Raw genomic sequence first — 24,369 nt, 5'->3', positions numbered from 1 at the left:
GAGCAGATTGCCGGGATCGACCGGCATTCCGGCGCGGACAACTGTTCCGCCGGCCCTCTCGATCGCCGCGGGAACGACATCGGCGAAATCGCTCATTGCCGAGGCGCCGAAGATCACCACCAGGTCATTGTCGCGCGCCAGCGAGGCGGCGGCCTCCGCCACGGGCGCGATCTCGTGCGGCGTGCGGCGCTCCGCCGTCAACCTGCCGCCCGAACGCGCCAGCCGCGCTTCGGTGACGCGCAGCGTCTTGTCAAGCACGCTGGGCTTGATGCCCGGCAGGACCGTCTGGATGACGCCCACCCGCACCGGCCGATAGGCGTTGACGGCGAAGATCTCGCCGCCGGCGCAGATTTTCATCACGGTGTCGACCAAGGCGGAGGCGACCGCGAAGGGGATGATCTTCACCGTCGCCACCATCTGACCTTTTTCGACAGGAGCATGCTGCGCCAGCGTGGCAATGGTGATGGCGGGATCGACGGCGTTGATGGCGTCGATCATTGCCGCGCTGACCGTGAAGATGCCGGATGCCCTGGCGTGGAGATTGACCCGGCCGGTGGCCGCCGGCCTCACCTCGATGCCGCTGAACCTCATGCCCTCGGCAATTCTTTGCGCCGCGGCGTCCTCGCCGAGATCATCCGAGGCCAGCATCGCCGCAACGACCTGCGAGACGCCAGCCCGCTTCAGTACGGAAACATCTTCGGCGCTCAGCCTGTGCGCCTTGCGAAAGCGCTTTTCACCGGCGGTGGTGGCATGCGCCAGCACCGCGCCTTCCGCCTCCTCGATCGCAATCGGACCGAATTTCACGCTACCGCGCCTTTGGCATCGAGGCCGCGAGAGCGGAAGGCGTAGATGGTCTGAGCGAGAACGGCTACCGCGATCTCGGCGGGGCTCGCGGCACCGATGTCGAGCCCGATCGGCGCGTGGATACGGGCGATCTGGTCGGCAGTAGCGCCCAGCGCCAGCAGGCGCTCGACCCGCTTGGCGTGCGTCTTGCGGCTGCCAAGCGCACCGACATAGAAGCAATTGGCGTCTAGCGCGGCCTTCAGCGCGAAATCGTCGATCTTCGGATCATGGGTGACGGCGGCAAGTGCGGTGTAGTTGTCAAGCGGCTGGTGCTTCAACACATCTTCCGGCCACTCGGCATGCAGAGCGACACCGGGAAAGCGGTCCGGCGTGGCGAAGGCGGTGCGCGGATCGATGATCTCCAGGGGATAGCCGGCAATCCGGGCCATCGGTGCCAGCGCCTGGCTGATATGGACGGCGCCGATCACGACGAGGCGCGGCTGCGGAAGATGCACGTTGAGAAAGAAGGTCCGCCCTTCGGCCTCGACCGAACCGGAACTTCCTGACCGAAAGGCCTTGGCGATCGCGGCTCCGAGATCGCCGGCGACCTGGTCGCCCTCACGCACGATGCGGTCGCGGCCATCGCCGAGATCGGTGACGAGGATTGCCGCACGACGGGCGCGGCGCTCGGCATTCAAAGTTTTCAGGGCATATGGATCCATCCGAGGTCAGCCCAACCGCTCGACATACACCTTGATGCGGCCGCCGCAGGACAGGCCGACCTGCCAGGCGGTTTCGTCCGCGACGCCGAATTCGAGCATTCTGGCTTTCCCTGAGCCGATGACGTCGATCGCCTCGCTCACGACCGCGCCCTCGACGCAGCCGCCCGAGACCGACCCGTGAAAATTGCCGTCCGCGTCGATGACCAGATGGCTGCCGACGGGACGCGGCGCTGAACCCCAGGTCTCGACCACGGTGGCAATGGCGACATCCTTGCCATCCTTCATCCAACCTTCCGCGATGATTAGCGGATCGCGGGCCTCATCGAGATAAAGACTGTCGTTCATCATTGCTTCTCTCAGGGTCTGTTTTTCCTGGGAACCAGGAAAACATATGGCTATGCGGCCTGCCTCGCGCCAGCTTCCATCCATCGGCGCGGATCGACGGACTGTGCCGACTTCTTGTCCAGCGACACGCAGAGGTCGGCGAGCGCATCGAGATTGTGGACCGAGCGGAATTCATCGACATGCGGCAGCATCGCCTTGACGCCGCGGGCGCGCGCCTGAAAACCATCGAAACGCAGCAACGGGTTCAACCAGATCAGCCGCCGGCAGGATTTGTGCAGCCGCTCCATCTCCTGCGAAAGGCCGGCGACATCGTCGCGCTCCAGCCCGTCGGTGATCAGAAGCACGACCGCGCCCTGTCCCAGCACGCGCCGCGACCATATCAGGTTGAACTCGGCCAGTGTATCGCCGATGCGCGTGCCGCCGGACCAGTCCTTGACCGCAGCCGAACAATCGGCAAGGGCGGCGTCGGGATCGCGGTGACGCATCTGTCGGGTCAAATTGGTCAGCCGCGTGCCGAAGACGAAAGTGTGGACGCGGCGGCGTTTCTCCGTCAGCGCGTGCAAGAAGTGCAGGAAGATGCGCGTGTACTGGCTCATCGAGCCGGAAATGTCGGCCAGCACCACCAGCGGCGGGTGGACTTCGCGGGCCGAGCGGAATTTCGGCAGGATCAATTCACCGCCGGTGCGCGCGGCCGAGCGCATCATGGCCCGCGGATCGATGCGGCGGCCATGTGCATCGGCCTTGAAGCGCCGGGTCCGCACCATATCGAAAGGCAGCCGCAGTTCGGCGATCGCTTTCTTCGCGTCCGCCATTTCGGCGGCGTTCATCTGGGCGAAGTCCTTGCCCCGCAAGACCTCGTTACCCGAAACGGTGAAGCGGGCATCGACCTCGATCTCAGGGACCTCCCGCGGCGGCTGGTTTTTCTGATGGCCTTCGAACATCGCCTGGCTGACGCGGTTCTCGGCCGCGCGCGGCTTCTGCTTCTCCCTGACGTCGGGCGCCACCGGCGAAAACATCGCCAGCAATTTCTCGATCAGTTCGCGCGATTTCCAGAACAGGCGGAAGGCCTCGTCGAAGACCGGGTGATCCTCGTGCTTGGACACCAGCACGGCATGCAGCGTCCAGTAGAAGTCGTCACGCGAGCCGATGCCGGCGACCAGGACCGCCTCGATGGCATCCTTGACCGAGGCCGGCCCGACCCGCATGCCTGCCTTGCGCAAGGTGCGGGCGAAATAGACGATGTTGTCGGCGATGCGTCCGTCCGCCGTCGCCTCTTTGGGGTCGCTATGCGGCGCCTTCATCCCGTTACTCCGCCGCCGCGAGCTCGGCCTTGACCTCGTCGAGGATGCGCCGGCCCTCGCCCGTGCCGATGCGGGCAATGTCGTCCTGGTATTTCAACAGCACGCCGATCGTGTCGGACACGGTTTCCGGGTCGAGCGCCACCTTGTCGAGTTCTGTAAGCGCGCCGGCCCAGTCAATGGTCTCGGCGACGCCCGGCACCTTGAACAATTCGATCTGGCGCAGCTTCTGGATGAAGGAGACCACCTCCGCTGAAAGCCGCTGGTTGGCCCGCGGCACCTTGCGGCGCACGATCTCCAGTTCGCGCTCGGCACTGGGATAGTCGACCCAGTGATACAGGCAGCGCCGTTTCAGCGCGTCGTGGATCTCGCGGGTCCGGTTGGTGGTGATGACGACGATCGGCGGCTCTTCAGCCTTAATGGTGCCGAGTTCGGGCACCGTCACCTGGTAGTCGGAGAGGATTTCGAGCAGGAAGGCTTCGAAGGCTTCGTCCGTGCGGTCGAGTTCGTCGATCAGGAAGACCGGAGCGGCTCCCGTCTTGCCGGTCAGCGCATCGAGCACCGGGCGCCGGATCAGGTATTTTTCCGAGAAGACGTTGCGCTCCATGGCGGTGCGGTCGACCTTGCCGGCCGCCTCCTCCATGCGGATCTCGATCATCTGCGCGGCATAGTTCCACTCGTAGACAGCAGACGAAACGTCGAGCCCTTCATAGCACTGCAGGCGGATCAGCCGGCGGCCAAGCGCCTGCGCCAGCACCTTGGCGATCTCGGTCTTGCCGACGCCTGCCTCGCCCTCGAGGAACAATGGCCGGTTCATACGCAACGACAGGAAAAGCACGGTCGCCAGCGATCGGTCCGCCACATAGTCCGCGCCGGTCAGGAGATCGAGCGTCTCGTCGATCGTCCGCGGTACGGGTCGCGGTTTCAGTTCGGTCATTCTTTCTCCGTGAACGCCGCCGCTCCGCTGTCCAGGACATGGTAGCCGCGGGCGTGATAGATCAGCGGCCGCAAATTATCGCCCATGCGAAGGCCTGTCACCTTGCCAAAAAGCACACGATGCGTGGCCAGGTCCTTGGTGTCGATCAGTTCGCAGTCGAACACGGCCAGCGCCCCCTTCAGCGCCGGTGCGCCGGTAGAGATCACGTCCCATTCGCCGAGCGCGAAACGCTCCTCGACCGGCAGGCCGGTGATACCGGAAAAGCCGACCGACAGAGGTTCCTGATGCGAAGCCAGCGTGTTCAGGGCAAACCGGCCATTTTTCACGAACAGCTCATTCTTGGCATTTTCGCGGTTGAGACAGACCAGGATGGTCGGCGGCGTGTCCGACACCGAGCAGGCAGCGATCACCGTCGTGCCGCGCTTGCCGGCGGGCCCGTCGGTGGTGACCACATGGACGTGGCCGGCAAAATGGCTCATCGCGTCGCGATAGGCCTGCGGTCCAATGTCATTCTTCTTCAGCACCGGGAATTGTCCATAGCCAGAACCCTACCGCTATATATGGCCAGACATGACATGCCACAAGCGAAGTGCTTGGCCCATATCGCCGAATTCGCGTGTTGCACCAAGGCCGGGCACCCTTTAGGTCTTGGCGAGAATTGACGCTCGCGCTTTTATCGCGGGCTTGGGAGGGACTCTTCGGCAGGATGCGACCCGGGGCAACGATATCCGCCGCGCTGGCCTGGCTGTTCTTGGCCGGCGCCGCCAGCGCCCAGACGCTGACGATCGGCGTTGCTGCTCCGTTGTCGGGACCGTCGGCCATCCTCGGCAAGCAGATCGAGGCCGGTGCCGGACTCGCGGCGCAAGCAAACGGCGTCGAACTCAAGACCGAGGATGATGCCTGCACCGCCGATGGCGGTGCTGCCGCGGCCAGGGCTTTTGCCGAGGCCAAGGTCAGTGTCGTGATCGGCTTCCTCTGCACCGAAGCCATCGAGGCGGCGATGCCGATCCTCAAGGATGCCAATATCCCGGTCATCACCGTCGGCGTACGCACCGAGAGCCTCACCGACCGCCGCGCCAAGACCCGCTGGCCGGTCTATCGCCTGGGGCCGCGCGGCGACGACGAGCGCAACGCCGTCGCGTCCACCCTCACCCGCCTGTGGCACAACGAGCTGTTCGCCATCATCGATGACGGCACTATCTATGGCCGCGAACTGGCCGAGACATTTCGCGCGGCAGCCGAGCAAGCGGCATTGAAGCCGGTGTTCGTCGACACGTTCCGGCCGCAACTCGATAACCAGATAGGGATGATCGGGCGACTGAAGAAGGCCGGCGCCACGCATGTCTTTGCCGGCGGCGACGGTGACGACGTCGCCATTATGGGTCGCGATGCCGCACAGCTTCAGGCCGGCATCGTCTTTGCCGGCGGTGAAAATCTGCGCACGCCGCCCGGAGACGTCCCCTATGCGACGGGCACGCTGATGATCGCGCCGCCCGAATGGGCCGATGTCGCCGCCCCCAGGGTGCTGGAAGGCTTCTCCGCGAAAAAGATCATGCCGGACGGCTACACTCTTCCTGCGTATGCGGCGGTGGAGATCGCCAAGGCCGCATCGGCCTTGTCCCCGGGCAAGCCGCTGACCGAGGTGCTGAGCGGGCATGATTTCACCACGGCGATCGGGCCGATCCGCTTCGACGACAAGGGCGACCTCAGCCAGAGCCCCTACCGCGTCTTCCGCTTCGATGGCACGCGCTTCGTGCCTTTGGAAAGCAATTGATGTTCCGCACCGGTCCTCGCAATCTGATCACCGACGTTGCCGGCCTGCGCGTCGGCAATGCTTCCGACGCCCGGCTGAAATCCGGCGTGACGACCATCCTTTGCGACGAACCGGCGGTGGCCGGTGTCCAGATCCTGGGCGGCGCGCCGGGCACGCGCGAGACGGACCTGCTCGAACCGCACAATTCGATCGAGGCGATCCACGCCGTGGTGCTGTCCGGCGGTTCGGCTTTCGGCCTCGATGCCGCGTCCGGCGTGCAGGCGGCGCTTCGCGAGCGCGGCGTCGGATTCGAGGTGGGCGGCTTTCGCGTGCCGATCGTGCCGGCGGCGATCCTGTTCGACCTGCGCAATGGTGGGGACAAGGAGTGGGGCCGTTATCCCCCATATCGCGACCTTGGCTATGAGGCAGCGCAATCCGCCGCCACTGATTTCCAGCTCGGCACGGTCGGCGGTGGCACCGGGGCGCTTACCGCCGGACTGAAGGGCGGCCTGGGCTCCGCTTCGACGCTGCTGGACACTGGCGTTACCATCGGTGCGCTGGCCGCCGTCAATCCGACCGGATCGGTGACCGTCGGGCGCACCCGCCATTTTTGGGCAGCGCCCTTCGAAATCGGCGACGAATTCGGCGGGCTCGGCTATCCCTCGCCCATGCCGGAGGATGCGAAGGAGATTTTGCTGAAATACCGCGACAAGCAGGCTGGCAAGCAGATGGAACCCGGCGGCAACACCACCATCGCTGTCATCGCGACGGATGCGGTCCTCACCAAGGCCGCAGCGAAACGCCTGGCGATGGCGGCGCATGACGGCTTCGTGCGCGCCATCTGGCCGACGCACACGCCAGCCGATGGTGACCTGGTGTTCGCACTGGCGACGGGAACGAGCGGCATCCGGCTAGAGGCCGATGCGGCAATCGACCTCTATGCCGCAGCCGGCGCCACCATGGCACGCGCCATCAGCCGTGGTGTGTTTGCCGCGACGCCGACCGACAACGATCTGTTCCCCGTCTGGTCGTCGCGTGTGGGCTGAATCGCACAATCAGATCGGATCGGATTTTTCTTCCTCGAACGTCACCGCCACGTCGGAATTCGCTGACAGCCACACCTTCTTGCCATCGACTTCTGCAACCAGGGCCAGAGGAATGTAGTGGTGATGACCTTTGTGAGCGCCCTCGCCGCTGTCTGCCTTGGTCAGCTTGATGCGCTTGCCGTCGACCTTGTCGACAGTGCCGAGATGCACGCCATCGGCGCCGACGACTTCCATATGCTCACGAATTTTGCTGGTGTCGGTCATGGTGGTTCTCCGTTGGGACTGCCGACAATAACAAATGACGAGCCGATTGGATGCATGGGCTTTCGGCCCGCACGACGTTTCGATTTCGTCGTGCTAGAGCAGTTCACCGTTCAAGGAAACAGCGCTCTGTTCTATCTCTTTGTTTTGACGCAATTCCCGAGGGAAAGCTTTACACACTTTTCCTGAGTTTGCTTAGGGACGCAACGATCGCGGCTGCCGGAGTGAAAAAGATGAGAATGCTTTTCCTGTTTGCCGTTGCCGTGGCCGCGCAGCTTGGCACGTCGATCGCCGCCCAGGCAGGCGATATCGCCGAGCTTGAAATCCTTGGCTTCAGCAAGGATGGCGGCGTGTTCGCCTTCGAGGAATACGGCGTCCAGGACGGGTCGGGCTTTCCCTATGCCAACCGCTATTACATCGACACCAGCAACGACAGCTTTCTCAAGGGCACGCCGATCAGGGTCCGGCTCGACGACGAGAACGCCAAACTGGACGCCGCGCGCCTCGAGGCCCGGCAAAAGGGCGAGGCCATTGTCAGCCAGGCCGAGCTGAGCGCCAATCGCGGCATCACCGCCGGCTTCAACCCGGTGACCGAGCTTTCGGCCGATCCGCACCGAATGGCGGTCAATCCGCGACCGATCTTCTCGCCGGTCGACCAACCGCTCGAGTTCCGGCTGGACGAGATCGGCATGAACGGCACCGAAGGCTGCGCCAGTCAGGGTGAGATCAATGGCTTCCGGTTGTTGCGCATCGAGGCGCGGGATGGCGGCACCACCAAATTGCTGCACGAGGACAAGTCGATCCCCAAAAGCCGCGGCTGCCCGAACGGCTACCGCATCGGTGCGGTCCAGACATTCTCCATGGATAGCCTCAGCGCCTATGCGGTGCTGATCGCGGTGCGCCAATATGGCTTCGAGGGTCCGGACTTCCGCTGGATCGCCGTAACCGGTCGCCTGTGAGTCCGCACGCCGCCACACTCAAAGTGAACTACTTCCGCCGCGCCTTGCCAGGGTGGCGCGCGACGCTTTTCGGCTCGTTCTTTTGGGCCGCAACCATGGGCATGAGCGCGCTCATCAACCTGTTGCTGGACAATTGGGTGACGCCGGAAAAAATCCGCACCGTGTCGCTGCTGTTTGCGGGCGGCGGCGCGCTGGCCTTTCCGGTCGGCCTGTTGGCGGCACGGCTGGTCTCGCTCGGAAGGGGTCGGGACGTCGCCTTTGCGGCGACAATGGTGTGCCTTGCCGCCGCGACGATTGGGCTGACCGCGGCGCTCTATGCCTTGCAATACCGGTCATATTATGCCGAATGGCATGCCCCCGCCTTCACCCTCACCTGGGGGTTTCAACTCGCCTTCACGATGGCGGTGGCGTCCTACCAGTTCATGGTGCTGGGCATCAGGCTCTATTTTCCGCTTGGGTTCATCGCCTTGTTTGCCGCCAGCCTCTGGTTTGCACAGCAGCGGCGTTGAGCATTTTGTCTGTCTCTGTTAGGAGGCGGGCTAACCCTTCGACACATCAGGACTGACCGATGATCCCTCGCTATTCCCGGCCGGAAATGGTCGCCATCTGGTCGCCCGAAACCCGGTTTCGCATCTGGTTCGAGATCGAGGCCCATGCCTGCGACGCGCTGGCCGAACTCGGCGTCATCCCGCAGGAAGCGGCAAAGACCATCTGGGAAAAGGGCGGCGCCGCGAAATTCGACGTCGAGAAAATCGACGAGATCGAACGCGTCACCAAGCATGACGTCATCGCCTTCCTCACCCATCTTGCCGAATTCGTCGGACCTGATGCGCGTTTCATCCACCAGGGGATGACCTCTTCGGATGTCCTCGACACCTGCTTTGCCGTCCAGCTTGCCCGCGCCAGCGACATTCTACTCGCCGACATTGACGGCCTGCTCGCCGCGCTCAAGCGCCGCGCCTTCGAACACAAGGACACCGTTACCATCGGCCGCAGCCACGGCATCCATGCCGAGCCGACAACCTTCGGCATCAAGCTGGCGCAGGCCTATGCCGAATTCTCGCGCTGCCGCGAGCGGCTGGTGCACGCTCGCGAAGACATCGCCACCTGCGCCATTTCCGGGGCGGTCGGCACCTTCGCCAACATCGATCCCTATGTCGAAGAGCATGTCGCGGCAAAGCTCGGGCTGAAGCCGGAGCCGGTGTCGACGCAAGTGATCCCGCGCGACCGCCACGCCATGTTCTTTGCCACGCTCGGCGTCATCGCGTCGTCGATGGAGCGGCTGGCGACCGAGATCCGGCACCTGCAGCGCACCGAGGTGCTGGAAGCGGAAGAGTATTTTTCGCCGGGCCAGAAAGGCTCGTCGGCGATGCCGCACAAGCGCAATCCGGTGCTGACGGAAAACCTGACCGGCCTTGCCCGCATGGTGCGGTCCATGGCGCTTCCGGCGATGGAGGATGTGGCGCTCTGGCACGAACGCGACATCTCGCACTCCTCGGTCGAGCGCATGATCGGACCGGACGCCACGGTGACGCTGGATTTCGCGCTGTCGCGCCTAACCGGCGTCATCGAAAAGCTTGTCGTCTATCCCGAGAACATGCTGAAGAACATGAACAAGTTCCGCGGCCTGGTGCATTCGCAGCGCGTGATGCTGGCGCTGACGCAGGCGGGCCTGTCGCGCGAGGATTCCTACCGGCTGGTGCAGCGCAACGCCATGAAGGTGTGGGAGCAAGGCGCTGATTTCCTTGAGGAACTTTTGGCCGACAAGGAAGTGACCGCCGCCCTGCCCGAGGCGGAAATCCGTGAGAAATTCGACCTGGGCTACCACACCAAGCACGTCGACACGATCTTCAGGCGGGTGTTTGGGGAGGCTTGAGAACCTAAACGCGCCAAAGAAGAGGCCCGCCTTTCCGGCGGGCCTCTCGTATCCGAACCTGCGACGGACAAAGCCGGTCACGCCTTTCCAGGAATGGTCCTGATCACCGTGCCCCAGGGATCCTCGCGGGTCGTTTCGCCGGTCACAGTGTCCGAACGCATCTCGACCCAGGCGAGGCCCGAGCGCGACGGGTCGCGACGGCCGGCGCCGGCGCTCTGCCAGGCATTGGCGCCGATGTGATGATGGTAGTGGCCTGACGACAGGAACACTGCCTGACCGCCATATCTGGCCACCGTGTCGAAGCCGAATTCCTGGTTCCACCAGGCTTCCGCCTCCTCCGGCCTGCCGACACGCAGATGTACATGGCCGACAATGCTGTTTTCGGGCGCGCCTTGCCAGCCCGCATCGCCGGCCGGCACTTCGCCGACGACAGCCGGAATGTTGAGCCGTTCGGTCGCCATGGCGATCTTGTCGCCGTTCCATTTCCAGTCCTGCGGTCGGCGGTCGGCATAGATCTCGATGCCGTTGCCTTCGGGGTCGGTCAGGTAGAGCGCCTCGCTGACCAGATGGTCGGACGCGCCCTCGATGGCGATCTTGTCTGATATGGCGTGGTTGATCCAGCGGCCGAGATCGGCACGGCTGGGCAGCAGGAAGGCCGTGTGGAACAGGCCGGCGCTGCGCGGATCGTCCGGCTTGGCCGAAGCATCCGGCTCAAGGACCAGCAACGGACGGCTACCGGCGCCGAGCGTAATCGCGCCATCGGCACGGCTCAATTCCTGCAGGCCGACGACCCTGCGGTAATAGGCGGCGAGGCTTTCGGCATCGCGCGCCTTCAGCCCGACGCGGGCAACGCTCACCGGCGTGGTGGCGGCAAATGGCAGTTCGCTCATCATGGTCTCCATCGTGGCGACGCTTGATGAAGCTCCCAATGCCAGGAGCCCGGCGCCGCCGATCATTGTACGTCGTGTCAGCGCCAAAATCCCGGTCCTCCACGGCTGTTTCTCTCCCAACGACAGATCGTCGATTGGGATCGTTCACACAAGATGGCGAAAAGCGAACATGGTGTTCACCATTACGAGCAGAAGTGCGTCCATCACCGGTTGCATGAGGCAATGGCGCTCGCTATCTCAACGCCATGAAAGTCAAAGATGCAGATATCCTGATCGTTCCGGGCTACACCAATTCCGGACCCGAACATTGGCAAACCCGCTGGCAATCGAAACTGTCGACGGCGCGGCGCGTCGAGCAGGCAGAGTGGTCGAAGCCGGTGCGCGAGGACTGGACGGCGAGCGTGGCCAAGGCGGTCAACGAGGCCGAGAGGCCGGTGGTCATCGTCGCGCATTCGTTAGGGGTGGCTGCGGCCGTGCAGGCCATCCCGCAATTCGTCAAACCGGTCGCCGGCGCCTTCTTGGTGGCGCCGCCCGATGTCGCCAACCCAGGGATCAAGCCGAAGCACCTGATGACCTTCGGCCCCTACCCGCGCGAGCCGCTGCCTTTTCCGTCGATCGTGATTGCCAGCCGCAACGACCCGTTCTGCACCTTCGATGTCGCCGAGGACATAGCCGGCGCCTGGGGTTCGCTGTTCATCGATGCCGGCGAGACCGGCCATCTCAACCAAGATTCTGGCTTCGGCCCTTGGCCCGAAGGCTCGATGACCTTCGCCAAGTTCCTGACGGATCTCTGATTCAGACCCAAAGTCGGCGCACAGAGTCCCCGAACAACCGCCGAGCTCCAATAAACAATAAGTTAAGGTGGCTCGCGATACTTCTTTATATGCGGCGAACTCTGTTCGCCGCATATATGCGGCGTTGCTCAATTACAATTCTTCATGGTCAAACGAAGGTAACCGCTTGCGCAAGGACGCTTCACTAGAATTTTTGAGGGGTGCCGCAGCGCTGGTCGTTTTGAATGGGCATATTTTGCGTGCTTTTGCCCCGTCGGCGGAGGGCGGAGAGGGAGGGAACGCCGCGCAATCCCTCAAGACAAGTCTGGCTTTCATCGCCTTCAATGGCGGCTCTGCCGTCTACTTGTTTTTCGTCCTCTCTTCCTATGTGCTTGTGAAGCGCTATTTCGAGACCCGCAAAGCGCAAGATCTGCTGCTGGGTGCGATAAAGCGTTTGCCTCGTCTGGCCGGACCGGTGCTCGTCACGGTTCTGGCATCCTGTTTCATCTTCAAGCTCGATCTGTATTTCTTCCAGGATGCGGCTGCGGTCACCCAATCCGAGTGGCTGAGCAGCTTCGGCAATGCCTCGAAGGTGCTCTCGCCGGAAACAGCGAGTTTCGCCGATGCGTTCCAGCAAGGGGCCTGGCGGACGTTTATCTACGGCGACAAATATTATGACAGCAGCCTGTGGACCATGACGGTCGAGTTCTGGGGGGGCATGTTGACCTTCGCCCTCGCCCCCATCATCTTTTTTCTCCTGGGCCGCTGGACGCTGCTTTCCTGGTTCTGCGTGGCAACAGGCGTGTTCCTGGCGCTCCAAGTCAGCTTCTTCTTTTGCGCCTTTCCGGCCAGCCTCATGCTCTACCCGCTCCTCGCCATGGGTTTGCGCCCCAATCGCTGGGTAAGAGGCGCCATGGCGATCGCTTCCCTTACGCTGCTGGGCTATGCGGGGAGTGCTGTCGGCATATACCGGCCCTTTGCGCTGCTTGAGACCGCGCTTTCTGATGATGTCGGCCTGAGGCAAGCCTGCGTGGCCATCCCGGCAAGCATCATGTTGGTCTACGCGATGCTAAGTGTGGACGAGCCTCCAGCATGGCTCTCGGGCAAGGCGGCACGATTCCTGGGCGACCTTTCGTTCCCGCTCTACCTCGTGCATCTGCCCGTTATCTGCTCACTGGCATCATGGGTTCTGTTGGTCAGCGGTTCCACCGCACTTGGTGCCGCCGCCGCCATGCTGGGTTCGATCCTCGCGGCGTTGCCGCTCGTGATCTTCAACAACTGGTGGGTCCAGGTGCTCGGCGCCCTGTTCAACAGGTTCAGGCGCGGCGGCCCTATCGCCAGCGCGCCTGCCGCAGCGAGTGCCTGACCGCCCGGCGCCGTGACGGCAGCCCCTCCGGGTCGGGCTCAGGCTCCGATCGAATCCTTGATATCTTTCAGCAGGGTCTTTGCCCCCAATGAAATCAACGCATGCTCGGACCCGGTGGCGAGCAGGCGATAGCCCATCGAGACGACACGGCCGGCGATTACTGGTTCGACGACGTAGATCGCGGCATGTTTTCCCGCCTTGCGGGTGCGCTCGGCCACCGACGCCACCGTCTCCATCATGCTCTCCAGCGTCGAACTGACCGTGGCGCCATTGGTCCAGGCGATCGAGAAGTCCGACGGCCCGAGGAAGATGCCATCAATGCCCGGCGTGTCGAGAATGCCGTCGAGCGCGTCGAGCGCGGCGCGCGTCTCGACCATGGCAAAGGCCAGGGTGCGCTGATTGGTGTCGCGCAGCCATTCGGCATGGTCGCCCTTGCCGTGGCGCGGAAAGGCGTAGGTGGGGCCCCACGACCGCTCGCCGAGCGGTGGATATTTCATTGCCGCGGCGAACAGTCTTGCATCAGCCACCGAATTCACCATCGGCGCGATCACCGCCTCGGCGCCAAAATCGAGCGCCCGGCTTGCCATGTCGAAACGGCCGACGGGGATGCGCACCAGCGCCGGCTTGTTTGCGGCAAGCACTGGCATAAGACCGCGCAGCACGCTGTCCTCGTGATGACCGCCATGCTGCATGTCGAGCGTGATGGCATCGAAGCCCTGTTTGGCGAGGATCTCGACGGTCAGGGCGTCCGGCACGCCGGACCAAGCGGTGACCAACGTTTCATCGGCGGCAAGGCGGGACTTCAGGGACATCTAATCTTCTTCCTCGTTATGTCGGCAGTTTCAGCCGGAAACCACGCCAAAGGCAAAGAAAAACCGCCCGGCTTGGCCGGGCGGTCGATTGGTCCAGTCATTCTTTTTCGCCGCAGGTTCCGTCGCAAGACCGGGACACTTTTGCGAAACCTGCGTCTTCCCGGATCAGGTGTTCTTGATCTGCTCGATCGCCTGCGCCATCAGTTCGTCCATGGTGCGGCGGATCTGATGGTCCGACTGGTCGACGCCGGCGGCATCGAAATCCTTGCGGATCTTGCGGAACACGTCGTGATCGCCGGCTTCCTCGATGTCGGAAACAACGACTTCCTTGGCATAGGCATCGGCATCGGCACCCGACTTTCCAAGCTTTTCGGCGGCCCACAGCCCGAGCGCCTTGTTGCGGCGCGCCGACGCCTTGAAGCGAAGCTCTTCGTCGAATGCAAATTTGCGCTCGAAGCCTTCTTCGCGATCTTTCATGCTGCTCATGACGTCCCTCCGGTCAAATCCGATTCGTTGGCAAGAGATATGTGTGTCGCCAAAGCACAAACCAAAAGGTCGCGAGCCGGTCAATACGCTTCGTCATATGCTGCGCTGCGGCATTTCAGTCCCGAAAGCGGTTGATTGGACGGATTTGCCGATTGAGCAAACGGTGTGATTGGGATAGACCCGGCATTGAACCCAACCGTCGCCGCACTAATATAGGCAGACGGACAGGAACTGGTCGCTTGCCGCCTGCCCGCAAATCCAGAGAAAAAATCAGATGAAAAATCGCCGCCGCATTTATGAAGGCAAGGCCAAGATCCTCTATGAAGGACCGGAGCCGGGTACGCTCATCCAGTTCTTCAAGGACGATGCGACCGCTTTCAACAAGAAGAAACACGAGGTCGTCGACGGCAAGGGCGTGCTCAACAATCGAATTTCCGAGCACATCTTCAACCACTTGAACCGCATGGGCATCCCGACCCACTTCATCCGCCGGCTCAACATGCGCGAGCAGCTGATCAAGGAAGTCGAGATCATCCCGCTCGAAGTGGTGGTGCGCAACGTCGCCGCCGGCTCGCTGTCGAAACGCCTCGGCATCGAGGAAGGCACCGTCCTGCCGCGTTCGATCATCGAATTCTACTACAAGGCCGACGCGCTCGACGATCCGATGGTGTCGGAAGAGCACATCACCGCCTTCGGCTGGGCAAGCCCGCAGGAGATTGACGACGTGATGGCGCTCGCCATCCGTGTCAACGATTTCCTCTCCGGCCTGTTCATGGGCGTCGGCATCCAGCTCGTCGACTTCAAGATCGAGTGCGGCCGCCTGTTCGAGGGCGACATGATGCGCATCGTCGTGGCCGACGAGATTTCGCCGGATTCCTGCCGCCTGTGGGACGTGGCGACGCAGGACAAGCTCGACAAGGACCGTTTCCGCCGCGACATGGGCGGCCTCGTCGAGGCCTACCAGGAAGTCGCCCGCCGCCTCGGCATCATGAACGAGAACGAGCCGCCGCGCCCGACCGGCCCGGTTCTTGTCGCTTCGACCGACGTCGTCAAAGGCAAGCCGCACTGATAGCGGCTTGCGATCCGATACTCAGAACAGGAGCATGTCCAGCGTGATCAAGGCCCGCATTACCGTCACCCTCAAGAACGGCGTCCTCGACCCGCAAGGCAAGGCGATCGAACACGCTCTGTCCGGTCTGGGCTTCGACGGCGTCGGCGCGGTACGGCAGGGCAAGGTGTTTGACGTGGAACTGGCTGAAAGCGACAAGGCGAAGGCCGAGGCCGATCTGAAAGCCATGTGCGACAAGCTGCTGGCGAACACGGTGATTGAGAATTATAGCGTGGCCATAAGCTGAGGCTGTACCGGATGCATCATGTGGGGAGCTACCAATTGATGTTGGAGCTTCTGAAGCGGGTGCATCACGAAATCGGCGAACGTCGTCAGGACGTTTCCCAGACGAAACGGGAATGCGATGCGGAGCCACATGGTGGCAACGCAAAGCGATGTTCATAACATTCATGGCATTCTCGGTCGGCAAGACGCGTGCCTTGAGCGCATAGACAGACGTCTCGACCTTCGAGGACTCGCCGAAGCCCAAAAGCCTTATGAACCACAGCAATACCCACTCGGTCATTGCGATTTGTACCCACGCCTTGACGATGCCGAACGACACACAGATTTCAAGATTCATGAGCTTGGTCCTGAGCACGCGCCGCGCGAGGCGGGGCTGTCGCTGGACGAAAACGGCTGGGCCGATCTAGGCGCCCTGTGTGCGGTCATCCAGTCGAAGTTCGGCGCATCGTTCGCCGATGTAACGCGCATCGTCGACGAGAACCCGAAAAAGCGCTTTGCCATCGAAGGCAATCGCATCCGTGCCGTGCAGGGCCACAGCATCGATGTCGATCTCGGCCTGCTGCCATCGGTGCCGCCTGACATCCTCTACCACGGCTCCAAGGAAGCGTTTCTCCCCAGCATTCTCCACGAAGGCCTAACCAGCCAGTCGCGCCAGCATGTTCACTTGTCAAAGGACGTCGAAACAGCTCTGATCGTCGCACGCCGCCGCAACGGGAAAAGTGTTATCCTGCAGGTCGACTCGGCCACCATGGCGAAGGACGGAGCGTCATTCTTTCTCTCCGATAACGGCGTCTGGTTGACCAACCATGTTTCACCCCGGTATCTGGTTCAGATACTCGAATGGGAATTGCCATGAAATCCGCCGTCGTCCTCCTGCCTGGCCTCAATCGCGACCGCGACATGATCGCGGCGCTGACCAAGATTTCGGGAAAACCGCCGGTCACCGTCTGGCAGACCGACACCGAAATCCCCGATGTCGACCTGATCGCCATCCCAGGCGGCTTTTCCTTCGGCGACTATCTGCGCTGCGGAGCGATCGCCGCGCGCATGCCGGTGATGCGGGCCGTCGCCGAAAAGGCCGCCAAGGGCGTGACCGTCATCGGCGTCTGCAACGGTTTTCAGATCCTGGTCGAGGCCGGCCTGCTGCCGGGAGCGCTCATGCGCAACACCTCGCTGAAGTTCGTCTGCCGGCAGGTGAAGCTCGAGGTCACCAACGCCAACACCATGTTCACCCGCCGTTACCGGCCGGGCCAGATCATCCGCTCGCCGGTGGCGCATCATGACGGCAATTACTTCGCCGATGCTGAAACCCTTGCCCGCCTAGAAGGCGAAGGCCAGGTGGTGTTCCGCTATGCCGAGGGTACCAACCCCAATGGCTCGATCAACGATATTGCCGGTATCGTCAACGAACATGGCAATGTGCTTGGGCTGATGCCACATCCGGAAAACCTGATCGAGCCCGCCCATGGCGGCAGCGACGGCCGGGCGCTGTTCGAAGGCGCGCTCGGTATCGCCGCTTGACGATCTCAGCCGCGAATGCGGTAAGCTTTACAAGGACATCGAGTCCATTGCTCCGGGGAGAGAGACGGTCATGAAACTCTATTCGCGACCGCTGTCGCCTTATTCGTCGATCGTGCGGGCTCTGGCCTATATCAAGGACGTGCCGCTCAAGATCATCGCGCCGCCGCCGGGTTTTCCGATCCCCGAGGCGTTTCGCGCCATCTCGCCGATGAACCGGATTCCGGTGCTGATCACCGGCTCGGGCGAAACCATTGTCGAATCGGTGGTCATCGCCGAATATCTCGAGGAACGGTTCCCGGAACCGGCGCTGCTTCCGCCTGACTCAAAGGACCGCGCGCTGGTGCGCATGTTCGCCCGCATCACCGATCTCGACGTGCTGACGCCAACGATGAAGCTGTTCGAACTGCATTTCGCGCCCAAGCGCGACAATGCCGAGATCGACGCCCAATTCGCCCGCCTGTATCACGGGCTGGCGGCGATCGAGGCGCGTATGGCGCAAGGGCCCTTCGCGCTGGGCAACGACATCAGCCTTGCCGACGCCTGGCTGACGCCGACGCGGTTCATCTTCAACAATTTCCGCGCCATGACGGGCCGCCACGACCTGCTCGACGCCTATCCCAAATTCGATGCCTATCAACAGATCGCCTCGCAGCATCCGGCCCTGTCGCGGGTCTGGGGCGAGATGACCGACGGCTTGAAGATCTTTCTATCCGAACTCGAGATGGGTGCCGCTTGATCAAGAGCAAGACGATCGTTCTCGCCGCAGCCGCAGGCTTTGCCCTGGCGTCATGCCAATCGACCCCGAAAAGCACGCCGGCGCCCTCGGGCAAAAGTGCGGCGCTGCTGGCCATGGAACAAGTGGCAATCGCGGCCCACAAATGCTGGATCGCTAGCAAGGACCCTGCCTTCGGGCAATATCAGATGGCCAATGAACTGAACTCGTTCAGCGGTACGCCGCGTTTCCTTTTGGTGCCGGCCAAGCATTATGGCGGCAAGCCGTTGCTGGTCGTGCAGGCGCAAGGCAATTCGAGCCGCGTCGACGTGTTCGGACCGCTGATGAACGACCCGCTCGGCGCACGCATCGGCTCGGACATTGCGCGCTGGCAGACGGGCGATCCGGCCTGCGGCGGGACCGCCTGACCATGGGCCGCTTCCTGCAGGTGACGGGTCTGGCCATTGGTCTGGTCGGCCTCGTCCTGCAGTTCTGCATCAGCATCCCAGCGTCGATGGCAGCCGGCCGCAGCCTGCTCGGCTCGATCGTCTTCCTGTTCAGCTTCTTCACCATCCTGACCAACATTGGCGCCGTGCTGGTGTACACATCCCTGCTCTCATCCACCGGCTATGCCTGGCTGCCGGCCTTCGCCGGGCCGAAGATGCGTGCGGGTGTTGCGGTTTCGATCACCGTCGTCTTCATCGTCTATGCCACGGTTCTGGCACGGCTCTGGCAGCCGCAGGGTCTATTCCTGCTCTGCGATGTGTTGCTGCACTATGTGACGCCAGTACTGTTTGTGCTGTGGTGGCTGGTGGCAGGGGCCGACGGCAGAACGAGATGGAGCGACATTTCCCGGTGGATGCTCTACCCCGTCGCCTATCTCGCCTATGCGCTGGTACGGGCACCGATCGCGGGCGAAGTGCCCTACCCCTTCCTCGATGTCGCCAAGAACGGCCCCGCCAGCGTCGCCATTGCGGCATTGGCCATCACCGCGTTGTTCCTGGTGATCTCGATCATTGCGGCTTGTATCGATCGCGGCATCGGCCATCGCGAGGCCAAACGGGTCCGTTAAGACTGGCCTCTATTCCCAAAGGCGCCTGATGCCCTCTCGGTGGGCATCGCAGCGGGAGATACCGATATCCTTGAGCTGATCGTCGGTCATCTCCAGCAAAGCCAGCCGGCCACGCCGGCGCTCCAGCAAATGGTCGAGCCATCGTGCCAGCGAGCTGACCAGCCGCACCAGACGGCCCACAAAGCCTCGCTGGCCTGACGGGCGCAGCGCCTCGCCTGGAAATGCCGTTCTGTGATGACGGATTGTCGCGATTGTATCCATTTTCTTTCTGCCAAGACGCTCGGAAGACTCTCAATTGCACCCCATTTGGCGCGCAGGTTGGATATGGATTGACTCATATTTGGGTGCAATATAGAAAATTGTCACCATGACAAATTGGCTTCCAAACCTGACCGGCGGCGCCGGACCGCTCTATCAACGCCTTGCCGACTCCGTTGAGGCGGGCATCGACCAGGGCGTGATCGGCGCCGGAACAAAACTGCCGCCCCAGCGTGACCTTGCCTATGACATCGGCACCACGGTCGGTACGGTGGGCCGGGCTTACCAATTGCTGCGTGAACGCGGCCTGGTGAGCGGCGAAGTCGGGCGTGGAACCTATGTGCTTGGCCGGCGCGCCGACGGCGTGAAACCGGAGGCGCCCGACGTCAGTGTGGAAGGCACGCGCTCTGTCGATGCGCCTCAGGACAAGCTGCGTTTCGACAGCACGGCGGCACCCGATGTCGGCCAGGGCACTGATATCGCCGATGTGCTGTCGCGCGCCGCGCAGGATCATCCCCATGAAATCTCCAGCTATACGCGCGATTTTCCTGGCCGCTGGTACGAAGCCGGCGCCCGCTGGCTGTCGCGAAACTCGTTCCGCCCGTCCACCGACAGCATCGTTCCGACGCTCGGCACCCATGCCGCGGTCATGGCGGCGATCGCCGCACTCACAACGCCGGGCGACTATGTCGCCTTCGAACACCTCACCTATTCGCAGATCTCGCGCAGCGCCGGGCTGGTCGGCCGGCGCACCGCGCTGGTGGCGTCGGATGACGAAGGCCTCGACCCGGCCGATTTCGAGCGCGTCTGCGCGCAGAAGCATCCGAGGATGATCTTCCTGATGCCGACGGCGCAGAATCCGACCTTGACGACACTGTCCGCCGCGCGCCGCGAGGCGATCGCGCGGGTCGCGCGCGAATACAACGTCATCCTGATCGAGGATGATCTTTACGGCCACCTGACTGACGATTCGACACCGTTGCTCGCTGAATATGCCCCGGAGAGAACCATCGTCGCCGGCGGCCTGTCGAAATCGGTGGCGGCCGGTATCCGCGGCGGCTGGCTCTCCTGCCCTCCTGCCTATCGACACCGCATCCGTGTCGCCCACAAGATGATCACCGGCGGCATGCCCTTCCTGCTGGCGGAGGTCAATACAAGGCTGGTGCTCTCCGGTCAGGCCGGCGATATCCGCAAGCGCAGCATCGCCGAAATCAGCGCCCGTATCGCGATCGTGCGCGAGACCTTGGCCGGCTTCGCGTTCAAGTCACACGACAAGGTGCCCTTTGTCTGGCTGACCTTGCCCGACCCATGGCTTTCCGGCACATTCAAGAATGCCTGTCTCGAACACGGCGTGCTGATCGACGACGAGGACGAGTTCAAGGCCGGCCGTTCCGAACAGGTTTTTCATGGGGTTCGCTTCGGCACATCGCAGCCGAGGCAGCGTAGCGATGTCGCCGACGGCGTTGCCGCCATTCGCCGTCTCCTCGACGAAGGCCGCGCCGGCTACGACAGCTTCTCCTGAGCGAAACTGGACGGATCAGCCCTCCGCCTTGAAGTTCTTGGCTTCCTCCTTGGCCTTGTCCTTGCCGTGCTTCGCGGCTAGTTCCTTGGCCTGTCCGGGCGAAACGTCTGTGGTTTCGGCGAGATGAAGAGCCTCCTTGTCCGACAGGCGATTGTCTTTCTTGTCTTGCTTGCTAGCCATGGTGCCGATCTCCTGAGTGGTCGGATACCCAACGGCTGGGATGCCATAGCGTTCCTCATTCGGCGTGGCATTCCGCACGGTGCCTCGCTGGCCGTCGCCGGCGCGACGTGCGCCTGAAAGCTCCCGGTGCGGGCTACCCCGGTCATCACCTTGTTGCTTTCTGTCTTTTTCGCTCATCGACGGGTGTATCGGCCGCAAAGCTTGCGATAAGAGGGGACTCAAAATCCCCGCTCCATGGACATAAATCACCGCCCATGACCATTTCCAATTCCGTGCCGATCACCCCACAGCTCATTGCCGCGCATGGGCTGAAGCCCGACGAATATCAGCGCATCCTCGACCTCGTCGGACGCGAGCCGAGCTTTACCGAGCTTGGCATCTTCTCGGCAATGTGGAACGAGCACTGTTCCTACAAATCCTCCAAGAAGTGGCTGCGCACTCTGCCCACCACCGGGCCACAGGTCATCCAGGGGCCGGGCGAGAATGCCGGTGTGGTCGACATTGGTGACGGCGATTGCGTCGTCTTCAAGATGGAAAGCCACAACCACCCATCCTTCATCGAACCCTACCAGGGCGCGGCAACCGGTGTCGGGGGCATTTTGCGCGACGTCTTCACCATGGGCGCACGGCCCATCGCGGCGATGAATGCACTGCGCTTCGGCGCGCCTGACCACCCCAAGACCAGGCATCTCGTCGCCGGCGTGGTTTCGGGCGTCGGCGGTTATGGCAATTCCTTCGGGGTGCCGACGGTAGGCGGTGAGGTCAATTTCGACGCCCGCTACAACGGCAACATCCTGGTCAACGCCTTCGCCGCTGGCCTGGCCAAGACCAATGCGATCTTCCTGTCGGAAGCCAAGGGCGTCGGCCTGCCGGTTGTCTATCTCGGCGCCAAGACCGGCCGCGACGGCGTCGGCGGCGCCACCATGGCGTCGGCCGAGTTCGACGACAGGATCGACGAGAAGCGCCCGACCGTGCAGGTGGGCGATCCCTTCACCGAAAAGTGCCTGCTCGAAGCCTGCCTCGAACTGATGGCCTCGGGCGCCGTCATCGCCATCCAGGATATGGGCGCGGCCGGACTCACCTGTTCTGCGGTCGAGATGGGCGCCAAGGGCGACCTCGGCATCGAGCTCGATCTCGACAAGGTGCCGGTGCGCGAGGAGCGCATGAGCGCCTATGAGATGATGCTGTCGGAAAGCCAGGAGCGCATGCTGATGGTGCTGCGTCCGGAGAAGGAAAAGGAGGCCGAGGCGATCTTCCACAAATGGGGCCTCGACTTCGCCATTGTCGGCAAGACCACCGACGATCTGCGCTTCCGCGTGCTGCATCAGGGCGAACAGGTCGCCGATCTGCCGATCAAGGATCTCGGCGACAAGGCGCCGGAATATGACCGTCCCTGGATCGAGCCGAAGAAGCCGGCGCCGCTCGCCGCAAACGATGTTCCGCAGGCCGACGTTGCCGACGCGCTGCTGAAACTGCTCGGCGGACCGGACCTGTCGTCGCGCCGCTGGGTCTGGGAGCAGTACGACACGCTGATCCAGGGCAATTCACTCCAGCTCCCGGGCGGCGATGCCGGCGTGGTGCGGGTGGAAGGCCATGCGACCAAGGCGCTCGCCTTCTCGTCGGACGTGACGCCGCGCTATTGCGAAGCCGATCCCTATGAGGGCGGCAAGCAGGCCGTGGCCGAATGCTGGCGCAACCTGACCGCCACCGGCGCTTTGCCGCTGGCGGCCACCGACAACCTCAATTTCGGCAATCCGGAGCGGCCCGAGATCATGGGCCAGCTGGTCGGCGCGGTGAAGGGCATTGGCGACGCCTGCCGCGCGCTGGGCTTCCCGATCGTATCGGGCAATGTCTCGCTCTACAACGAGACCAACGGCCAAGGCATCCTGCCGACACCGACCATCGGCGGCGTCGGCCTTATCGCCGACTGGTCGAAGATGGTGCGCACCGGCTTTGCGGCCGAGGGCCAAATGATCCTGCTGGTCGGCGCGCCCGCCTCGTGGGGCACGCATCTTGGTCAGTCCGTCTATTTCAGGGACATCCATGGCCGCACCGACGGGCCGCCGCCGCCGGTCGACCTCGCGCATGAGAAGCGCGTCGGCGACCATGTGCGCTCGCTGATCGCATCCGGCATCGTCACGGCGGCGCATGACGTTTCCGATGGCGGCATCGCCGTGGCACTGGCCGAAATGGCGATGGCGTCGTCGGGTATCGGCGCGACCCTTCCCGGCCTTGTCGGCACCGATCCGATCCCGGTGTGGTTCGGCGAGGATCAGGGCCGCTATCTGCTGACGCTGTCGATCGACCCGCATGGCGAGGAATGGGACGCCATCCGCAAGCAGCAAGGCGAACTCGGCATCTTCGCGCCGTGGATCGGTTCGACCGGCGGCGACGCACTGAAGCTCGGCGATGCCAGGGCCATCCCGGTCAGCGAGTTGAAGGCCGCCCATGAAGGCTGGTTCCCCCGCTTCATGGACCAGGCCAGTTGAGGGCACTGGCGGCCCGGGCCCTGATTGCAGTCGTTTTCTGGCCGTCGCTGTTCTTTTTCTGGTTCCTCGGGCCGTTCGTCTTTTTCCTGCTGTCGACGACCTCGGGCGAGGTTTGTCCGAGGCTGGAAACGCGCGCCGAGTTCCTTGACGCGGCCAACAGTGCGCTGCCGATGCTGGTGCTGCAGAACCTCATCTATGCGGTTCCGATCGGCTGCCTGGTGCTCTGGAACCGGCTTGTGCCGCAGCCGGCGCGTGCAAGGCGGATCATCACCTGTATCAAGCTTTTCGCCGTCGCGGCCGCCCTGGGGGCCTTGTGGGAGTATGGCTCTTCGCTTGTCTGCGATGGCTACGGCCAGCCGTTCTTCTCGCCCGCCTGGCGGATGACCAGCTACCTGCCGATCGCCAACCTGGCGGTCAACATTCCCCTCTACATTCTGGTTTTCAGCCTTGGCCGCGCCTTCTCGATGCGCGAAGACGAACCTGCGGCCGATGCGGCTCATGCGGACGAGAATGCGCCCTAGGCGACGATGACGCTGGTGCTGGACGGAACGGCTTCAATCGCGGCCGGAAAGGCTTTAGGTTTACCCCGACTCTCATCGCACGGGCGGCCACGCTGCCGCCCGCCGAAAACAGGAATTGTGCAATGGCAATGGATGCCCACGACATTGAAAAACTGATCAAGGACGGTATCCCGGACGCCAAGGTGACGATCCGCGACCTCGCCGGCGACGGCGACCACTACGCGGCTGAGGTCGTCGCCGAGAGCTTTCGGGGAAAGAGCCGCGTCCAGCAGCACCAGATGGTCTATGACGCGCTGAAGGGCAATATGGGCGGCGTGCTGCACGCCCTTGCGCTGCAGACCAGCGTTCCCGATTGAGGCCGTTCCGGCCAACACCCGCTTGGCCCAAACCCGCCCATCCTTTGCGCCATTTCGGCCATGGCGCGGCTAATGTC

29 protein-coding genes and 1 pseudogene are annotated in these 24,369 nt (G+C 63.1%); 18 read left to right on the top strand and 12 right to left on the bottom strand.

The genetic code is table 11. The features are described from left to right. The 6 genes from C1D09_RS21995 to C1D09_RS21970 all read right to left on the bottom strand — a co-directional run. On the bottom strand, window positions 1-804 hold an 804-nt coding region (locus C1D09_RS21995), incomplete at its 3' end, for a molybdopterin-binding protein (protein WP_143976284.1). Further along, window positions 801-1,505 (bottom strand): XdhC family protein, encoded by a 705-nt coding sequence (locus C1D09_RS21990; protein ID WP_143976283.1) that lies wholly within the window; start codon window positions 1,503-1,505, stop codon window positions 801-803. The genes C1D09_RS21990 and C1D09_RS21995, both read right to left, overlap by 4 nt. A gap of 6 nt (window positions 1,506-1,511) precedes the next feature. Further along, window positions 1,512-1,850: an XdhC family protein gene (locus C1D09_RS21985; protein WP_143976282.1), complete on the bottom strand. Its 339-nt coding sequence runs from the start codon at window positions 1,848-1,850 to the stop codon at window positions 1,512-1,514. Window positions 1,851-1,900: 50 nt separating this feature from the next. Beyond that, window positions 1,901-3,151 carry a vWA domain-containing protein gene (locus C1D09_RS21980; RefSeq protein WP_143976281.1) on the bottom strand — a complete coding sequence of 417 codons (1,251 nt, stop codon included), beginning with the start codon at window positions 3,149-3,151 and terminating at the stop codon, window positions 1,901-1,903. Between the two features lie 4 nt (window positions 3,152-3,155). Next, window positions 3,156-4,085, bottom strand: coding sequence for an AAA family ATPase (locus tag C1D09_RS21975; protein ID WP_143976280.1), 930 nt, complete (start codon window positions 4,083-4,085; stop codon window positions 3,156-3,158). After that, a complete protein-coding gene (locus C1D09_RS21970; protein ID WP_143976279.1) occupies window positions 4,082-4,609 on the bottom strand; it encodes a flavin reductase in 528 nt (175 codons plus the stop codon). The genes C1D09_RS21975 and C1D09_RS21970 overlap by 4 nt, the downstream gene beginning before the upstream one ends. 182 nt (window positions 4,610-4,791) lie before the next feature. Here C1D09_RS21970 and C1D09_RS21965 point away from each other — a divergent pair, with 182 nt between their 5' ends. Then, window positions 4,792-5,859 (top strand): branched-chain amino acid ABC transporter substrate-binding protein, encoded by a 1,068-nt coding sequence (locus C1D09_RS21965; protein ID WP_143976278.1) that lies wholly within the window; start codon window positions 4,792-4,794, stop codon window positions 5,857-5,859. Beyond that, window positions 5,859-6,884: a P1 family peptidase gene (locus C1D09_RS21960; RefSeq protein ID WP_143976277.1), complete on the top strand. Its 1,026-nt coding sequence runs from the start codon at window positions 5,859-5,861 to the stop codon at window positions 6,882-6,884. Before C1D09_RS21965 ends, C1D09_RS21960 begins: the two co-directional genes overlap by 1 nt. Before the next feature lie 9 nt (window positions 6,885-6,893). On the opposite strand, the gene C1D09_RS21955 is transcribed toward C1D09_RS21960, so the two are convergent. Beyond that, complete coding sequence (locus C1D09_RS21955; protein ID WP_143976276.1) at window positions 6,894-7,148, bottom strand: DUF2171 domain-containing protein; 255 nt, start codon at window positions 7,146-7,148, stop codon at window positions 6,894-6,896. 230 nt (window positions 7,149-7,378) lie between these two features. On the opposite strand from C1D09_RS21955, the gene C1D09_RS21950 reads away from it, so the two are divergent. The 3 genes from C1D09_RS21950 to purB are packed head-to-tail and all read left to right on the top strand — an operon-like array spanning window position 7,379 to window position 9,980. Then, window positions 7,379-8,104: a DUF2259 domain-containing protein gene (locus C1D09_RS21950; protein ID WP_143976275.1), complete on the top strand. Its 726-nt coding sequence runs from the start codon at window positions 7,379-7,381 to the stop codon at window positions 8,102-8,104. Next, window positions 8,101-8,613 (top strand): hypothetical protein, encoded by a 513-nt coding sequence (locus C1D09_RS21945; protein ID WP_143976274.1) that lies wholly within the window; start codon window positions 8,101-8,103, stop codon window positions 8,611-8,613. Before C1D09_RS21950 ends, C1D09_RS21945 begins: the two co-directional genes overlap by 4 nt. Window positions 8,614-8,672: 59 nt before the next feature. Next, window positions 8,673-9,980, top strand: a complete 1,308-nt coding sequence (gene purB / locus C1D09_RS21940; protein WP_143976273.1) for an adenylosuccinate lyase — start codon at window positions 8,673-8,675, stop codon at window positions 9,978-9,980. 77 nt (window positions 9,981-10,057) lie between these two features. On the opposite strand, the gene C1D09_RS21935 is transcribed toward purB, so the two are convergent. Beyond that, window positions 10,058-10,870: a VOC family protein gene (locus C1D09_RS21935; protein WP_143976272.1), complete on the bottom strand. Its 813-nt coding sequence runs from the start codon at window positions 10,868-10,870 to the stop codon at window positions 10,058-10,060. Window positions 10,871-11,115: 245 nt separating this feature from the next. On the opposite strand from C1D09_RS21935, the gene C1D09_RS21930 reads away from it, so the two are divergent. Beyond that, complete coding sequence (locus C1D09_RS21930) at window positions 11,116-11,664, top strand: RBBP9/YdeN family alpha/beta hydrolase (RefSeq protein WP_143976271.1); 549 nt, start codon at window positions 11,116-11,118, stop codon at window positions 11,662-11,664. Window positions 11,665-11,830: 166 nt separating this feature from the next. Next, on the top strand, window positions 11,831-13,009 hold the full coding sequence (locus C1D09_RS21925; protein WP_143976270.1) for an acyltransferase family protein: 1,179 nt from the start codon (window positions 11,831-11,833) through the stop codon (window positions 13,007-13,009). Between the two features lie 38 nt (window positions 13,010-13,047). On the opposite strand, the gene C1D09_RS21920 is transcribed toward C1D09_RS21925, so the two are convergent. Both C1D09_RS21920 and C1D09_RS21915 read right to left on the bottom strand, forming a co-directional pair. Further along, on the bottom strand, window positions 13,048-13,821 hold the full coding sequence (locus C1D09_RS21920) for an HpcH/HpaI aldolase family protein (protein ID WP_143976269.1): 774 nt from the start codon (window positions 13,819-13,821) through the stop codon (window positions 13,048-13,050). Between the two features lie 165 nt (window positions 13,822-13,986). Continuing rightward, the gene (locus C1D09_RS21915) at window positions 13,987-14,307 is read right to left on the bottom strand and encodes a DUF1476 domain-containing protein (RefSeq protein ID WP_056562205.1); all 321 of its coding nucleotides are present in this window, start codon (window positions 14,305-14,307) and stop codon (window positions 13,987-13,989) included. 274 nt (window positions 14,308-14,581) lie between these two features. Here C1D09_RS21915 and purC point away from each other — a divergent pair, with 274 nt between their 5' ends. The 7 genes and pseudogenes from purC (at window position 14,582) to C1D09_RS21875 (ending at window position 18,966) form a co-directional block, all read left to right on the top strand. Further along, window positions 14,582-15,376, top strand: a complete 795-nt coding sequence (gene purC, locus C1D09_RS21910) for a phosphoribosylaminoimidazolesuccinocarboxamide synthase (RefSeq protein WP_010909103.1) — start codon at window positions 14,582-14,584, stop codon at window positions 15,374-15,376. A gap of 43 nt (window positions 15,377-15,419) precedes the next feature. Continuing rightward, entirely contained in the window at window positions 15,420-15,662 is a 243-nt protein-coding gene (purS, locus tag C1D09_RS21905) for a phosphoribosylformylglycinamidine synthase subunit PurS (protein WP_143976285.1), read from the top strand. A 304-nt stretch (window positions 15,663-15,966) separates the two neighbouring features. Continuing rightward, window positions 15,967-16,517, top strand: a pseudogene (locus C1D09_RS21895) (RNA 2'-phosphotransferase). Next, window positions 16,514-17,182 (top strand): phosphoribosylformylglycinamidine synthase subunit PurQ, encoded by a 669-nt coding sequence (gene purQ / locus C1D09_RS21890; RefSeq protein WP_143976268.1) that lies wholly within the window; start codon window positions 16,514-16,516, stop codon window positions 17,180-17,182. Before C1D09_RS21895 ends, purQ begins: the two are co-directional and overlap by 4 nt. A 70-nt stretch (window positions 17,183-17,252) precedes the next feature. Beyond that, window positions 17,253-17,918 carry a glutathione S-transferase family protein gene (locus C1D09_RS21885; protein WP_143976267.1) on the top strand — a complete coding sequence of 222 codons (666 nt, stop codon included), beginning with the start codon at window positions 17,253-17,255 and terminating at the stop codon, window positions 17,916-17,918. Further along, a complete protein-coding gene (locus C1D09_RS21880) occupies window positions 17,915-18,322 on the top strand; it encodes a hypothetical protein (protein ID WP_143976266.1) in 408 nt (135 codons plus the stop codon). The genes C1D09_RS21885 and C1D09_RS21880 overlap by 4 nt, the downstream gene beginning before the upstream one ends. Before the next feature lie 2 nt (window positions 18,323-18,324). After that, complete coding sequence (locus C1D09_RS21875; protein ID WP_143976265.1) at window positions 18,325-18,966, top strand: Pr6Pr family membrane protein; 642 nt, start codon at window positions 18,325-18,327, stop codon at window positions 18,964-18,966. A gap of 9 nt (window positions 18,967-18,975) precedes the next feature. Here the strand turns inward: C1D09_RS21875 and C1D09_RS21870 are convergent, their stop codons facing one another. Then, entirely contained in the window at window positions 18,976-19,227 is a 252-nt protein-coding gene (locus tag C1D09_RS21870) for a DUF1127 domain-containing protein (RefSeq protein ID WP_143976264.1), read from the bottom strand. A gap of 106 nt (window positions 19,228-19,333) precedes the next feature. Between C1D09_RS21870 and C1D09_RS21865 the strand changes: the two genes are divergently transcribed. Further along, window positions 19,334-20,746 carry an aminotransferase-like domain-containing protein gene (locus tag C1D09_RS21865; protein ID WP_143976263.1) on the top strand — a complete coding sequence of 471 codons (1,413 nt, stop codon included), beginning with the start codon at window positions 19,334-19,336 and terminating at the stop codon, window positions 20,744-20,746. A gap of 15 nt (window positions 20,747-20,761) precedes the next feature. Here C1D09_RS21865 and C1D09_RS21860 read toward each other — a convergent pair whose 3' ends face one another. After that, window positions 20,762-21,103: a hypothetical protein gene (locus tag C1D09_RS21860; protein ID WP_143976262.1), complete on the bottom strand. Its 342-nt coding sequence runs from the start codon at window positions 21,101-21,103 to the stop codon at window positions 20,762-20,764. 77 nt (window positions 21,104-21,180) lie between these two features. On the opposite strand from C1D09_RS21860, the gene purL reads away from it, so the two are divergent. The 3 genes from purL (at window position 21,181) to C1D09_RS21845 (ending at window position 24,292) form a co-directional block, all read left to right on the top strand. Then, a complete protein-coding gene (purL, locus tag C1D09_RS21855; RefSeq protein WP_143976261.1) occupies window positions 21,181-23,415 on the top strand; it encodes a phosphoribosylformylglycinamidine synthase subunit PurL in 2,235 nt (744 codons plus the stop codon). Then, window positions 23,412-23,936: a hypothetical protein gene (locus tag C1D09_RS21850; RefSeq protein WP_143976260.1), complete on the top strand. Its 525-nt coding sequence runs from the start codon at window positions 23,412-23,414 to the stop codon at window positions 23,934-23,936. Before purL ends, C1D09_RS21850 begins: the two co-directional genes overlap by 4 nt. A 122-nt stretch (window positions 23,937-24,058) precedes the next feature. Further along, a complete protein-coding gene (locus C1D09_RS21845; protein WP_010909092.1) occupies window positions 24,059-24,292 on the top strand; it encodes a BolA/IbaG family iron-sulfur metabolism protein in 234 nt (77 codons plus the stop codon). Window positions 24,293-24,369: the final 77 nt, after the last annotated feature.

Origin of the sequence: Mesorhizobium intechi (genome assembly GCF_002879535.1) — a bacterium.
Taxonomy (GTDB): domain Bacteria; phylum Pseudomonadota; class Alphaproteobacteria; order Rhizobiales; family Rhizobiaceae; genus Mesorhizobium; species Mesorhizobium intechi.
Note: the sequence above shows the minus strand (reverse complement) of the source record. Positions and strands in the feature narration are given on the sequence as shown.

What these genes read in the sequence shown, in the direction of transcription:
- C1D09_RS21990 (WP_143976283.1), bottom strand. Translation starts at nt 1,505, where the DNA reads ATGGATCCATATGCCCTGAAAACTTTGAATGCCGAGCGCCGCGCCCGT.
- C1D09_RS21985 (WP_143976282.1), bottom strand. Translation starts at nt 1,850, where the DNA reads ATGAACGACAGTCTTTATCTCGATGAGGCCCGCGATCCGCTAATCATC.
- C1D09_RS21980 (WP_143976281.1), bottom strand. Translation starts at nt 3,151, where the DNA reads ATGAAGGCGCCGCATAGCGACCCCAAAGAGGCGACGGCGGACGGACGC.
- C1D09_RS21975 (WP_143976280.1), bottom strand. Translation starts at nt 4,085, where the DNA reads ATGACCGAACTGAAACCGCGACCCGTACCGCGGACGATCGACGAGACG.
- C1D09_RS21965 (WP_143976278.1), top strand. Translation starts at nt 4,792, where the DNA reads ATGCGACCCGGGGCAACGATATCCGCCGCGCTGGCCTGGCTGTTCTTG.
- C1D09_RS21960 (WP_143976277.1), top strand. Translation starts at nt 5,859, where the DNA reads ATGTTCCGCACCGGTCCTCGCAATCTGATCACCGACGTTGCCGGCCTG.
- C1D09_RS21955 (WP_143976276.1), bottom strand. Translation starts at nt 7,148, where the DNA reads ATGACCGACACCAGCAAAATTCGTGAGCATATGGAAGTCGTCGGCGCC.
- C1D09_RS21950 (WP_143976275.1), top strand. Translation starts at nt 7,379, where the DNA reads ATGAGAATGCTTTTCCTGTTTGCCGTTGCCGTGGCCGCGCAGCTTGGC.
- purB (WP_143976273.1), top strand. Translation starts at nt 8,673, where the DNA reads ATGATCCCTCGCTATTCCCGGCCGGAAATGGTCGCCATCTGGTCGCCC.
- C1D09_RS21935 (WP_143976272.1), bottom strand. Translation starts at nt 10,870, where the DNA reads ATGAGCGAACTGCCATTTGCCGCCACCACGCCGGTGAGCGTTGCCCGC.
- C1D09_RS21930 (WP_143976271.1), top strand. Translation starts at nt 11,116, where the DNA reads ATGAAAGTCAAAGATGCAGATATCCTGATCGTTCCGGGCTACACCAAT.
- C1D09_RS21920 (WP_143976269.1), bottom strand. Translation starts at nt 13,821, where the DNA reads ATGTCCCTGAAGTCCCGCCTTGCCGCCGATGAAACGTTGGTCACCGCT.
- C1D09_RS21915 (WP_056562205.1), bottom strand. Translation starts at nt 14,307, where the DNA reads ATGAGCAGCATGAAAGATCGCGAAGAAGGCTTCGAGCGCAAATTTGCA.
- purC (WP_010909103.1), top strand. Translation starts at nt 14,582, where the DNA reads ATGAAAAATCGCCGCCGCATTTATGAAGGCAAGGCCAAGATCCTCTAT.
- purQ (WP_143976268.1), top strand. Translation starts at nt 16,514, where the DNA reads ATGAAATCCGCCGTCGTCCTCCTGCCTGGCCTCAATCGCGACCGCGAC.
- C1D09_RS21885 (WP_143976267.1), top strand. Translation starts at nt 17,253, where the DNA reads ATGAAACTCTATTCGCGACCGCTGTCGCCTTATTCGTCGATCGTGCGG.
- C1D09_RS21875 (WP_143976265.1), top strand. Translation starts at nt 18,325, where the DNA reads ATGGGCCGCTTCCTGCAGGTGACGGGTCTGGCCATTGGTCTGGTCGGC.
- C1D09_RS21870 (WP_143976264.1), bottom strand. Translation starts at nt 19,227, where the DNA reads ATGGATACAATCGCGACAATCCGTCATCACAGAACGGCATTTCCAGGC.
- C1D09_RS21865 (WP_143976263.1), top strand. Translation starts at nt 19,334, where the DNA reads ATGACAAATTGGCTTCCAAACCTGACCGGCGGCGCCGGACCGCTCTAT.
- C1D09_RS21860 (WP_143976262.1), bottom strand. Translation starts at nt 21,103, where the DNA reads ATGAGCGAAAAAGACAGAAAGCAACAAGGTGATGACCGGGGTAGCCCG.
- purL (WP_143976261.1), top strand. Translation starts at nt 21,181, where the DNA reads ATGACCATTTCCAATTCCGTGCCGATCACCCCACAGCTCATTGCCGCG.
- C1D09_RS21845 (WP_010909092.1), top strand. Translation starts at nt 24,059, where the DNA reads ATGGCAATGGATGCCCACGACATTGAAAAACTGATCAAGGACGGTATC.